10 protein-coding genes are annotated in these 11,645 nt (G+C 56.5%); all 10 read right to left on the bottom strand.

Annotated features, from left to right (window positions below; all coding sequences use genetic code 11):
* Nucleotides 1-35: 35 nt before the first annotated feature.
* From murG to mraZ, 10 genes are read right to left on the bottom strand one after another with little or no spacing between them, the layout of a single operon-like run.
* Nucleotides 36-1,100, bottom strand: coding sequence for an undecaprenyldiphospho-muramoylpentapeptide beta-N-acetylglucosaminyltransferase (gene murG, locus ACMWLG_RS09665; protein ID WP_039260813.1), 1,065 nt, complete (start codon nucleotides 1,098-1,100; stop codon nucleotides 36-38).
* Nucleotides 1,097-2,341: a cell division protein FtsW gene (gene ftsW, locus ACMWLG_RS09660; RefSeq protein ID WP_023310395.1), complete on the bottom strand. Its 1,245-nt coding sequence runs from the start codon at nucleotides 2,339-2,341 to the stop codon at nucleotides 1,097-1,099. Before ftsW ends, murG begins: the two co-directional genes overlap by 4 nt.
* Nucleotides 2,341-3,657, bottom strand: a complete 1,317-nt coding sequence (gene murD / locus ACMWLG_RS09655; RefSeq protein WP_045355138.1) for a UDP-N-acetylmuramoyl-L-alanine--D-glutamate ligase — start codon at nucleotides 3,655-3,657, stop codon at nucleotides 2,341-2,343. Before murD ends, ftsW begins: the two co-directional genes overlap by 1 nt.
* A 2-nt stretch (nucleotides 3,658-3,659) precedes the next feature.
* A complete protein-coding gene (gene mraY, locus ACMWLG_RS09650) occupies nucleotides 3,660-4,742 on the bottom strand; it encodes a phospho-N-acetylmuramoyl-pentapeptide-transferase (protein WP_008501985.1) in 1,083 nt (360 codons plus the stop codon).
* Complete coding sequence (gene murF / locus ACMWLG_RS09645) at nucleotides 4,736-6,094, bottom strand: UDP-N-acetylmuramoyl-tripeptide--D-alanyl-D-alanine ligase (RefSeq protein ID WP_045401018.1); 1,359 nt, start codon at nucleotides 6,092-6,094, stop codon at nucleotides 4,736-4,738. Before murF ends, mraY begins: the two co-directional genes overlap by 7 nt.
* Nucleotides 6,091-7,578 carry a UDP-N-acetylmuramoyl-L-alanyl-D-glutamate--2,6-diaminopimelate ligase gene (gene murE, locus ACMWLG_RS09640; RefSeq protein WP_045401014.1) on the bottom strand — a complete coding sequence of 496 codons (1,488 nt, stop codon included), beginning with the start codon at nucleotides 7,576-7,578 and terminating at the stop codon, nucleotides 6,091-6,093. The genes murF and murE overlap by 4 nt, the downstream gene beginning before the upstream one ends.
* Nucleotides 7,565-9,331, bottom strand: coding sequence for a peptidoglycan glycosyltransferase FtsI (locus ACMWLG_RS09635; RefSeq protein ID WP_045401011.1), 1,767 nt, complete (start codon nucleotides 9,329-9,331; stop codon nucleotides 7,565-7,567). Before ACMWLG_RS09635 ends, murE begins: the two co-directional genes overlap by 14 nt.
* Nucleotides 9,332-9,346: 15 nt before the next feature.
* Nucleotides 9,347-9,712 (bottom strand): cell division protein FtsL, encoded by a 366-nt coding sequence (gene ftsL, locus ACMWLG_RS09630; protein WP_008501989.1) that lies wholly within the window; start codon nucleotides 9,710-9,712, stop codon nucleotides 9,347-9,349.
* Nucleotides 9,709-10,650 (bottom strand): 16S rRNA (cytosine(1402)-N(4))-methyltransferase RsmH, encoded by a 942-nt coding sequence (gene rsmH / locus ACMWLG_RS09625; protein WP_021240527.1) that lies wholly within the window; start codon nucleotides 10,648-10,650, stop codon nucleotides 9,709-9,711. The genes ftsL and rsmH overlap by 4 nt, the downstream gene beginning before the upstream one ends.
* Nucleotides 10,651-10,652: 2 nt before the next feature.
* Nucleotides 10,653-11,111, bottom strand: coding sequence for a division/cell wall cluster transcriptional repressor MraZ (gene mraZ, locus ACMWLG_RS09620; RefSeq protein ID WP_021240528.1), 459 nt, complete (start codon nucleotides 11,109-11,111; stop codon nucleotides 10,653-10,655).
* Nucleotides 11,112-11,645 lie beyond the last annotated feature (534 nt).

Below are 11,645 nucleotides of genomic sequence, written 5' to 3'. Positions count from 1 at the left end.
TTAAAATTCGTGCAGCGCAACACGCGCTGCGAGGGTTAAGCCTGGGCTGCCAGGCTCACTTCTTTTGCCACCCGTTCCGTCGCATCAGGGATAGCGGCCGCGCGCGCGCGTTGTGCCATCTCCAGCAGTGCGTCTCTGTTCCAGCCCGCCAGGGTGGTGGCGACCGCGTCGGCGGTAAATTGTGGCTGCTCAAAAATTTTCGCGGCACCGGCTTTCTCAAGCGGCAGCGCATTCCAGTACTGCTGTCTGTCTTTGTGCTGGAACGGCACAAACAGGGCCGGCAGACCCGCGGCGGCGATCTCACTCACCGTCAGCGCGCCTGAGCGACAGACCACGACATCGGCCCAGGCATACGCTGCCGCCATGTCGTCGATAAACTCAGTGACTTTATGCTGCGGCTGACCTTCGTCTGCATAAGCTTGCTCAACGGTCTGCTGAGCGCCTTTCCCGCTCTGGTGCCAGATGGTCACGGTATCGCCCAGCTTTGCGGCAACCTGCGGCATCGTCTGGTTTAAAATGCGTGCGCCCTGAGAGCCCCCGACGACCAGTACACGAACCGGCCCTTCACGGCCCGTCAGGCGAGCATCCGGCAGCGGCAGCGCCAGCACGTCGACACGCACCGGATTACCCACCACGTCCGCTTTCGGGAACGCGCCGGGAAACGCCTGCATAACTTTGGTAGCGATTTTCGCCAGCCACTTGTTGGTCAGACCGGCAATACCGTTCTGCTCATGCAGCACGACGGGAATACCTAACGACCACGCCGCCAGCCCGCCAGGGCCCGAGACATAGCCGCCCATGCCCAGCACCACATCGGGCTTAAAGCGCTTCATGATGGTGCGCGCCTGACGCCAGGCGTTAAAAATACGCACCGGAGCCAGCAGCATTGCCTTGAGGCCTTTGCCCCGAAGGCCGGAAATACGAATAAAGTCGATCTCGATACCGTGCTTCGGTACCAGATCGGCTTCCATGCGGTCTGCGGTTCCCAGCCAGCGTACCTGCCAGCCCTGATCCATTAAATGGTGCGCAACCGCAAGTCCCGGGAACACGTGTCCGCCGGTACCGCCTGCCATCACCATTAACCGCTTCGGTTGATTCATCGTGAACCTCGTGTAAACGCCTGGGCTTTTTCCAGACGCGTTTCATAATCTATGCGCAACAAAAACATGATGGCCGTCGACATAATCAACAGACTGGAACCACCATAACTGATCAACGGCAACGTCAGACCTTTGGTCGGCAGCATACCCGCTGCGGCCCCGACGTTAACCAATGCCTGGAAGCTAAACCAGATACCAATTGAGCAGGCTAAGAATCCTGAGAAGCGGTGATCGATCTCCAGCGCTTTCCGCCCGATGGACATGGCGCGGAAAGCGACGAAGAATACCATTAATAGCGCTAATACCACACCGATATAACCCAGTTCTTCCGCAATAATGGAGAAGATGAAGTCAGTATGCGCTTCCGGTAAATACTCCAGTTTCTGTACCGAGTTACCCAGCCCCTGTCCCCAGACTTCACCACGACCAAAGGCCATCAGCGACTGCGTCAGCTGATAACCGCTGCCGAACGGATCTTCCCACGGGTTCCAGAACGAGGTTACACGGCGAATACGGTAAGGCTCGGCGAGGATCAGCAGCACAACCGCTGAAATCCCCATCCCGATGATAGCGATGAACTGCCACAGCTTCGCGCCCGCCAGGAACAGCATCGCCAGGGTGGTAACGAACAGCACGACAACGGTACCGAGGTCAGGCTGCGCCAGCAGTAATACCGCCAGCACCAGAATCACGCCCATCGGTTTTAAGAAGCCGCGCAGGTTGTTACGCACTTCATCTACCTTACGCACCAGGTAGTTAGCGAGGTAGCAGAACAGGGAGAGCTTGGTAAATTCCGCAGGCTGAATGCGCAGCGGGCCAAAGGCGATCCAGCGTGATGCGCCGTTAACAGAGCTCCCCACCACCAGTACGATCAGCAGCATAATAATCGAGGCGATCAGCATCGCCGTACTGTGCCGCTGCCAGAACTCCATCGGCAGACGCAAGGTCACCAGCGCCAGGCAGAACGCCAGGATGATGTAAAGACCATCACGCTTGGCAAACAGGAAAGGATCGTTCGCCAGACGCTGCCCGACGGGCATTGAAGCTGACGTGACCATAATGAAGCCGACCGCCGCCAGCCCCATCGTGAGCCAGAACAGCGTGCGATCGTACATGACCAGGCTGTCGTTATCTTTTTGACGAGAGCCCATCACCCAGCCTTTGAGCGCCGCAAACACCCATGCCAGGATCCCAAATCCTGGCAGGCGCGGCATTTTCAGGCGAGGGAGAGATAAACGCATTAGCCTAACTCCTTCGCCAGGCGGGTAAAGACATCACCACGCTGTTCGAAATTCTTGAATTGATCGAGACTGGCGCAGGCCGGAGAGAGCAGCACCATATCGCCTGGCTTCACGCGAGGGGCAATCAGCCGCATCGCCTGTTCCATGGTTTCGGTTTGCTCGGCAACCTCAGGGCGCAGTTCAGCCAGCTCGCTGCCGTCACGGCCGAAGCAGTACAGGCGGATGTTATCTCCGGCGAGATACGGCTTCAGGGAGGAGAAATCCGCTGATTTACCGTCGCCGCCCAGCAGTAAATGCAGGGTGCCGTCAACGTGCAGACCGTTGAGCGCGGCCTCGGTGCTGCCCACGTTGGTGGCTTTGGAGTCGTTGATCCAGCGCACGCCGTTGTGCTCCAGCGCCAGCTGGAAACGGTGCGCCAGACCAGAAAACGTGGTTAACGCTTTCAGGCTGGAGGAGCGCGGAAGTCCTACTGCATCCGCCAGCGCCAGCGCCGCCAGGGCATTGGTATAGTTGTGCTGACCTGAGAGCTTCATCTCTTTCACGTTCAGCACTTTCTCACCCTTCACGCGCAGCCAGGTTTCGCCCAGCTGACGGTTCAGGTGGTAATCGCCCATCGTGATACCGAAGCTAATACAGCGATCGTCTGCGCCACGCACCGGCATGGTTAGCGCGTCATCGGCGTTAACAACGCAGACTTTGGCATTTTCATAAACGCGGAGCTTGGCGGCACGGTACTGCTGAAGACCAAATGGATACCTGTCCATATGATCTTCAGTCACGTTGAGGATCGTCGCAGCCGCAGCGTGCAGGCTGGAGGTGGTTTCCAGCTGGAAGCTGGAAAGCTCGAGAACATAGAGCTCGCAGCCTTTGTCCAGCAGCATCAGAGCGGGTAAACCAATGTTACCGCCAACGCCGACGTTCATTCCCGCCGCTTTCGCCATTTCACCCACCAGGGTGGTGACGGTGCTTTTACCGTTAGAACCGGTAATGGCGATAACGGGCGCCTGCGCTTCGCGGCAGAAGAGTTCGATATCGCCGACAATCTCAACGCCCGCATCCGCGGCAGCGCTCAGCGAAGGATGCGCCAGCGCCATACCAGGGCTTGCGACAATCAGATCGGCTGCCAGCAGCCAGTCATCATTCAGACCACCAAGGTGGCGTTCAACCTGTTCCGGCAGTTTGTCCAAACCCGGCGGAGAGACACGCGTATCCATCACGCGTGGCGTCACGCCGCGTGCGAGGAAAAAGTCCACGCAGGAGAGCCCCGTGAGGCCCAACCCGATGATAACGACTTTTTTGCCCTGGTAATCTGCCATGATTAACGTACCTTCAGCGTTGCCAGGCCAATCAGCACCAGCATCAGCGAAATAATCCAGAAGCGCACAATCACGCGCGGCTCCGGCCAGCCTTTCAGTTCATAGTGGTGGTGAATCGGCGCCATACGGAAGATGCGCTGACCGCGCAGCTTGAAGGAACCGACCTGCAAAATCACCGACAGGGTTTCAACCACAAACACGCCGCCCATGATCACCAGCAGGAACTCCTGACGCAGCAGTACGGCGATAATGCCGAGCGCACCGCCCAAAGCCAGAGAACCGACGTCCCCCATAAAGACCTGCGCCGGATAGGTGTTGAACCACAGGAAGCCCAGCCCCGCGCCGACAATCGCCGTACAGACGATCACCAGCTCACCCGCGTGGCGCAGATAAGGGATGTGCAGATAATTTGCAAAGTTCATGTTACCGGTCGCCCACGCCACCAGCGCAAAACCGGCGGCCACAAAGACGGTTGGCATAATCGCCAGACCATCCAGGCCGTCGGTCAGGTTAACGGCGTTGCCGGTACCAACAATCACAAAGTAGGCCAGCAGGATGTAGAACAGCCCCAGCTGCGGCATCACGTCCTTAAAGAACGGCACGACCAGCTCGGTGGCTGGCGTGTCTTTGCCTGCCAGATACAGTGCGAAGGCCACGCCCAGCGCGATCACTGACATCCAGAAATACTTCCAGCGCGCGATCAGGCCCTTAGTATCTTTGCGGACGACTTTGCGGTAATCATCAACAAAACCGATGATCCCGTAACCCACCAGTACCGTCAGAACGCACCAGACGTACGGGTTGGAGGGATACGCCCACAGCAGCACGGAAACGACGATGGCGGTCAGGATCATGATCCCGCCCATCGTCGGCGTGCCGCGCTTGCTGAAGTGCGATTCCGGACCGTCGTTACGCACAACCTGGCCGAAAGAGAGTTTTTGCAGACGGGCAATCATGCGCGGGCCCATCCACAACGAGATGAACAGCGCAGTCAGCAGGCTGACGATGGCGCGAAACGTCAGATACGAAAAGACGTTAAAGCCTGAATAATATTTGACCAAATGTTCGGCCAGCCAAACTAACATGTCCCGTTCTCCTGTAATGCGTGCACAACCTCTTCCATGGCGGCACTACGTGAACCTTTCACTAACACAGTCACAATTTGTTTTTCTGTAATCAACGCCTTAAGGCGCGCTATCAACGCGGTTTTATCAGCAAAATGCTCGCCAACGCCGCTGGCATGGCTAATCGACTGGCTCAGTTTTCCTGCGCTCAGCACGCAGTCCAGCCCCGCCGCTTTCGCCGCTTCACCGACCTGGGTATGGCAGGCTTCGCTTTCGTCGCCCAGCTCTGCCATATCGCCCACCACCATGATGCGATAGCCCGGCATTTCAGATAACACCTGCACCGCCGCCGTCATTGAGCCAACGTTCGCGTTGTAGGAGTCATCCAGCAGCAGCTTGTTTTCCGAAAGCTGAATCGGGAACAGACGCCCCGGCACGGCTTTCAGGTTCGCCAGCCCGGTTTTAATCGCTTCATGCGACGCGCCCACCGCCGTCGACAACGCCGCCGCCGCAAGCGCATTGGCGATGTTATGGCGACCCGGCAGCGGCAGCAGCACATCAATGCCACCCGTTGGGGTGGTGAGGGTGAACTCCGTACCGTGCGACGTCACGTGGATATTGGTCGCGGTAAAATCACTGTTGGCCGCATTCGGCGAGAAGCGCCAGGTTTTACGCGAACCAATGATGCTTTGCCAGTTCAGCCAGTCGTTGTTGTCGGCGTTCAGGATGGCGATACCGTCATCCGGCAGGCCGGTGTAAATCTCACCTTTGGCTTTCGCTACGCCTTCCAGCGAGCCAAAACCTTCCAGATGCGCCGCCGCGAGGTTATTCACCAGCGCGGCTTCCGGGCGAGTCAGGCTCACGGTCCAGGCGATTTCGCCCTGGTGGTTCGCCCCTAACTCGATCACCGCAAATTCGTGTTCTTTAGTCAGACGGAGTAATGTCATCGGCACGCCGATGTCATTATTGAGGTTGCCCGCGGTATAAAGCGTATTCCCGCACTGGCTGAGGATCGCCGCCGTCATCTCTTTCACCGACGTCTTGCCTGATGAACCGGTCAAGGCGACAACGCGAGTAGGGACCTGCTGACGAACCCAGGCGGCCAGCTCACCGAACGCGAGACGCGTATCTTTCACCACAATTTGTGGCAGATCGATATCGAGCCTGCGGCTGACGAGCAGCGCACCAGCGCCGTTCTCTTTGGCCTGTTCCGCAAAATCATGTGCGTCAAAACGCTCGCCTTTCAGCGCCACAAACAGACAGCCTGCGGTGATTTTACGGGTGTCCGTCGTTACGGCATCAATGGTCAGGTCTTGCCCGTAGAGGTCGCCCTGCAGAATAGCAGCGGCCTGGCTTAACGTGATGCTAATCATGCCACGACTCCCAGCAGGCGTGCTGCCGTTACGCGGTCCGAGTAGTCCAGACGGCGATTGCCAACGATCTGATAATCTTCATGGCCTTTGCCCGCCAGCAGAACAACATCATTCTCCTGCGCCTGCATGATGGTGTTGGTCACGGCTTCCGCACGCCCTTCCACCACGCGAGCGCGGCCCGCGTCCAGCATGCCCGCCAGAATGTCATTAATGATGGCGCGCGGCTCTTCGGTACGCGGGTTGTCATCGGTCACAACCGGAATATCTGCAAACTGCTCGGCAATAGCCCCCATCAGCGGGCGTTTGCCTTTATCGCGATCGCCGCCGCAGCCAAACACGCACCAGAGCTTACCGGCGCAGTGCAGGCGCGCCGCCTCCAGCGCTTTTTCCAGCGCATCCGGCGTGTGGGCATAATCCACCACGACGGTCGGTTTGCCCGGCGCGCTGAACACTTCCATACGGCCGCAAACAGGCTGCAGACGCGCTGAGGTTTTCAGCAGTTCAGCCATCGGATAACCCAGCGCCAGCAGCGTTGCCAGCGCCAGCAGCAGGTTACTGACGTTAAACGCCCCCATCAGGCGGCTTTCAATTTCACCTTCCCCCCAGGAAGAGGCAAAGCGGATTGTCGCCCCGCTGTCGTGATAATTCACCTCAACCGCCTTCAGCCAGCGGCCGTGGCAGTTCGGATTGATATGGTCTTCCATCGACACCGCAACCGCATCCGGCAGCTTCGTCAGCCAGCGGCGGCCCACTTCGTCGTCGGCGTTGATGATGGCTTGTCCGTAATGGTGAGTAGAGAACAGCAGCCATTTCGCGGCTTCGTAATGCTCCATATCACCGTGATAATCAAGATGATCGCGGCTCAGGTTGGTAAACACGGACGCGGCAAATTTCAGCGCCGCGACGCGGTGCTGTACCAGACCGTGCGAAGAGACTTCCATCGCAGCAAAGGTTGCCCCCTGCCCTGCCAGACCGGCAAGCACGTGCTGTACGTCTACCGCCGAGCCGGTGGTGTTTTCCGTCGGGCTCACTTTGCCCAGCAGGCCGTTACCCACGGTACCCATCACGGCACCGGTTTCACCCAGCAGCTGGGCCCACTGCGCCATCAGCTGCGTGGTAGTGGTTTTACCGTTGGTACCCGTCACGCCAACCAGGCGCAGCTGGTCGGAAGGTTCGTGATAAAAACGCCCCGCCAGCGCGGAAAGACGCTCGTTTAACTGGCTGAGATAGATGACCGGCACCCCGTGCATTTCACGGATCTCACCGTCGGTTGCCTCATCTTTGGCCTCAGCAATAATGGCAGCCACACCTTGCGCAATCGCCTGCGGGATATAACGACGCCCGTCCGCCTGATGACCGACCACCGCCACAAAAAGATCGCCAGAAGCAGCCACGCGGCTGTCCAGTACCATCTCTCGCAGTGCTCGCTCCGGTGCATTTGGCACCCACGGAGCGAGAAGGTCGCGCAAATTACGATCTGCCACCTGTACCCTCGCCTTGATTAATTACAAATTCACTTTTTTCGCCCGTCGCCAGCGCATCCGGCTCGATGTTCATGGTGCGTAACACGCCGCCCATGATAGCCCCGAACACAGGCGCGGAGACGGCGCCGCCGTAGTATTTACCCGCCTGTGGATCGTTTATCACGACCACCAGCGCAAAACGCGGATTGCTTGCAGGCGCAACGCCTGCGGTATAGGCAATGTATTTATTGATATAGCGGCCGTCCGGCCCTACTTTTTTCGCCGTACCGGTCTTGATGGCGATGCGATAACCTTTGATTGCCGCCTTCACGCCGCCCCCGCCGGGCAGCGCTACGCTTTCCATCATATGAACAACAGTACGGACGGTTGATTCCGGAAAGATACGCTCGCCGGGAACCGGTGGATCAACTTTGGTAATCGACAGCGGACGATAAACGCCATAGCTGCCGATCGTTGCGTAGACTCGCGCTAACTGTAACGGTGTCACCATTAGCCCGTAGCCGAAAGAGAAGGTGGCCCTCTCTATGTCAGACCACCGTTGTTTTTGAGGATATAAGCCACTGCGTTCTCCGACCAACCCCAAATTGGTCGCCTTTCCAAGCCCAAAACGTGAGTAAGTCTCTACTAACGCTGAGGACGGCATCGCTAACGCCAGCTTTGAAACACCGACGTTACTCGACTTCTGTAACACCCCGGTCAGGGTCAATTCGCTGTAGCGCGCCACGTCTTTGATTTCGTGGCCGTTAATTCGGTATGGAATGGTATTCAGTACGGTGTTTTCATTGACGATACCGCGCTGAAGTGCAGTCATGACTACCATCGGCTTAACGGTCGAACCCGGTTCGAATACGTCTGTAATGGTACGGTTACGCATAACATCCTTCTGCGTACCGGTGAGATTGTTAGGGTTGTAGGAAGGGCTATTGGCCATCGCCAGCACTTCACCCGTGTTGACATCGACTAACACGGCACTGCCCGATTCCGCTTTGTTGAAGGCCACGGCATTGTTCAGCTCGCGGTAAACCAGCGCCTGTAGCCGCTCATCGATACTCAGCGCAAGGTTGTGTGCGGCCTGGCTGTCCGTAGAGGAAATATCCTCAATCACGCGACCGTAGCGGTCTTTACGCACAATGCGTTCGCCCGGCTGGCCGGTCAGCCATTTATCAAAGCTTTTTTCGACGCCTTCAATCCCCTGGCTATCCACGTTAGTAAAGCCAATGAGGTGAGCGGTCACTTCGCCGGAGGGATAGTAACGACGAGATTCTTCACGCAGATGGATCCCCGGCAGCTTCAATTTTTTGATGTAGTCCGCCATGTCAGGGTTCACCTGACGTGCCAGATAGATAAACCGCCCTCTCGGGTTGGTATTCACGCGTGAAGCTAACTGGTCAAGCGGCATCTTCAGCGCGTCCGCAAGCGCCTTCCAGCGGTTATCAAGCGTGATCCCGCCTGCATCATGCAGTTCTTTAGGATCGGCCCAGATCGCCTTCACCGGCACGCTCACCGCCAGCGGGCGACCCGAGCGGTCGGTGATCATCCCGCGGGATGTCGACACTTCCTGGACGCGCAGGGAGCGCATGTCGCCCTGGCGCACCAGCATGTCAGGGGCGATGATTTGCAGCCAGGCCACGCGTCCCAGCAGAAAACCCAGAGCGAGTAAAATGCAGCCGCAAAGCAACGCAAAACGCCAACTGACAAAGTTGGCCTGTTCTTCCTGACGTTTTGGTTTTAGCGTTTTTGCCGCTACTTTCATGCGTCGCGTTTTCCCTTATTTTTGTACTACGATATTTTCCTGCGAAGGATCAACATGCTGCAGTTGCAGCTTTTCCGTTGCGATCCGTTCAACCCGGCTGTGATCGCCGAGCGCGTTTTCTTCAAGGATCAGATTTCGCCATTCAATATCCAGCGCATCGCGTTCCAGTACCATCTGCTCGCGTTGCGCAGTCAATAAACGTGTATGGTGGGCGGTAGTCACCACCGTAACTGCCGTGACAATGATGCAAATGAACAGACAGAGTGGCAGTTTCCCAAACCGCAAAAGATCGTCGCCGATCACGCCAGGCAAGGCATGGCGCTCGTTGCTTCCTAACGAATCCTTAACTTTGCTTAGGGTCTCTGTCACTCTGCCGATCATGCGTTCGTCCTCTCTGCAACACGCAGCACTGAACTACGGGCGCGTGGATTCTCTGCCACTTCTTCTTCGCCCGGCATCAACTTGCCTAATGCTCGCAACTGACGGCCACCCAGCTTCCTGAGTTGTTCTTCCGTCATCGGCAGCCCCGCTGGCACCTGTGGACCGCGGCTTTGTTCACGCATAAAGCGTTTCACAATACGGTCTTCCAGCGAATGGAAGCTGATGATGGATAACCGCCCACCCGGGGCCAGCACGTCGAGCGAGCTTTTTAGCGCCAGCTCTATTTCCTCCAGTTCACTGTTTACCCAGATGCGAACCGCCTGGAAGGTACGGGTCGCGGGATGTTTGTGCTTATCCTTCACCGGTGTCGCCGCCGCGATCACCTCAGCCAACTCTTTGGTGCGGGTCATTGGCTCAATGCGATTGCGCTCAACGATGGCGCGCGCAATACGTTTGCCAAAGCGCTCTTCGCCAAACGTTTTGATGACCCATGCAATGTCTGCTTCGTCAGCGGTCTGTAACCACTCAGCGGCAGACTGACCGCGCGTCGGGTCCATCCGCATGTCCAGCGGACCATCACGCATAAAGGAGAAACCACGTTCAGCATCATCAAGTTGAGGTGAAGAGACGCCAAGATCGAGAAGAATCCCGTCGATCTTGCCCGTCAGGCCGCGCTCGGCAACATAATCCGCGAGCGCAGAGAAAGGTCCATGCACGATGGAAAAGCGTGGATCATTGATGGTCTGTGCAACGGCAATTGCCTGCGGATCGCGATCGATTGCCAGCAGACGTCCTTCCTCTCCAAGCTGGGAGAGAATCAAACGCGAGTGACCACCGCGACCAAACGTGCCATCAATGTAGATGCCATCCGGACGAATATTCAGACCGTTAACGGCCTCGTCCAGTAACACCGTTTTATGTTTATAATTTTCCATCATATTTATAGAGACAAGTCCTGCAGCCGTTCCGATAATGTCGCGGAATCAGACTGCTCAGCGTCGATATCTTCCTTGACCTGTTGATACCAGGTCGTTTCATCCCACAGTTCAAACTTGTTGAACTGCCCGACCAGCATCACTTCTTTGGTCAGACCGGCATGTTGCCGCAACACAGGCGCAATCAGTAATCGCCCTGCGTTATCCATCTGACATTCACTGGCATGTCCCAATAACAGCCGCTGCACGCGGCGTTCCTGCGGGTTCATGCTCGACAGTCGCGACAGCTTTTGCTCAATAATTTCCCATTCAGGCAAGGGGTAAAGCAGCAGGCAGGGGGAGTTAATGTCAATGGTGCAAACCATTTGACCCGCAGCGTTTTCAATCAGCTGGTCGCGGTATCGGGTTGGTACCGATAATCGCCCTTTGCTGTCGAGATTGACTAACGTTGCTCCACGGAACATGCCAGTCTCACCCCTCCTCTCCACTTTAACCCACAAATTCCCACCTAAAGGAGTTTACGGAGCGAGGGAAAAGCTTGTCAAGCCAGGACTCTCCCTATAAGGACTCGGAAGCCCTCTATTTACAGAGATAAACAGTCCTGGTTAATAACTGCACAACTGGCGAGGCAAAATTAACGTTATGAATATTTGTAAGAAAAAAACCGAATATGCACACTAGCGTTAAAGCTCACTCAATATCATCGCAGATAAATATAAAGTGTCAGTTTGCGACGCGGGCAGCATTTTATGACAGATTCTCAGGGGATAACAGCGCCAGATTCACTCTGGCACCCGGTAAGCGCGGCGGTTGCCACATAAGCTGGCACAGGAGGAGGAAAAACGTCTGATTATTCATCGGCCGAATAGGGTTTGTAACAATACAATACAAAGATAGCTGTTTAAAATCGCTGAGATGTTCTTTAAAGGACAATTTAAAAGCCAAGATGAATTAAGAAAAATAGGCGATTATGATCTCACAAGAATTATCCTAATTTC

This window comes from Enterobacter sp. 01-M-02-SI-ECC, from assembly GCF_047530595.1.
Lineage (GTDB): Bacteria > Pseudomonadota > Gammaproteobacteria > Enterobacterales > Enterobacteriaceae > Enterobacter > Enterobacter cloacae_M.
The sequence above is the reverse complement of the archived record's forward strand: the minus strand, read 5'-3'. Positions and strand labels throughout refer to the sequence as shown.

What these genes read in the sequence shown, in the direction of transcription:
- mraZ (WP_021240528.1), bottom strand. Translation starts at nt 11,111, where the DNA reads ATGTTCCGTGGAGCAACGTTAGTCAATCTCGACAGCAAAGGGCGATTA.
- ACMWLG_RS09635 (WP_045401011.1), bottom strand. Translation starts at nt 9,331, where the DNA reads ATGAAAGTAGCGGCAAAAACGCTAAAACCAAAACGTCAGGAAGAACAG.
- ftsL (WP_008501989.1), bottom strand. Translation starts at nt 9,712, where the DNA reads ATGATCGGCAGAGTGACAGAGACCCTAAGCAAAGTTAAGGATTCGTTA.
- murG (WP_039260813.1), bottom strand. Translation starts at nt 1,100, where the DNA reads ATGAATCAACCGAAGCGGTTAATGGTGATGGCAGGCGGTACCGGCGGA.
- murF (WP_045401018.1), bottom strand. Translation starts at nt 6,094, where the DNA reads ATGATTAGCATCACGTTAAGCCAGGCCGCTGCTATTCTGCAGGGCGAC.
- mraY (WP_008501985.1), bottom strand. Translation starts at nt 4,742, where the DNA reads ATGTTAGTTTGGCTGGCCGAACATTTGGTCAAATATTATTCAGGCTTT.
- ftsW (WP_023310395.1), bottom strand. Translation starts at nt 2,341, where the DNA reads ATGCGTTTATCTCTCCCTCGCCTGAAAATGCCGCGCCTGCCAGGATTT.
- rsmH (WP_021240527.1), bottom strand. Translation starts at nt 10,650, where the DNA reads ATGATGGAAAATTATAAACATAAAACGGTGTTACTGGACGAGGCCGTT.
- murD (WP_045355138.1), bottom strand. Translation starts at nt 3,657, where the DNA reads ATGGCAGATTACCAGGGCAAAAAAGTCGTTATCATCGGGTTGGGCCTC.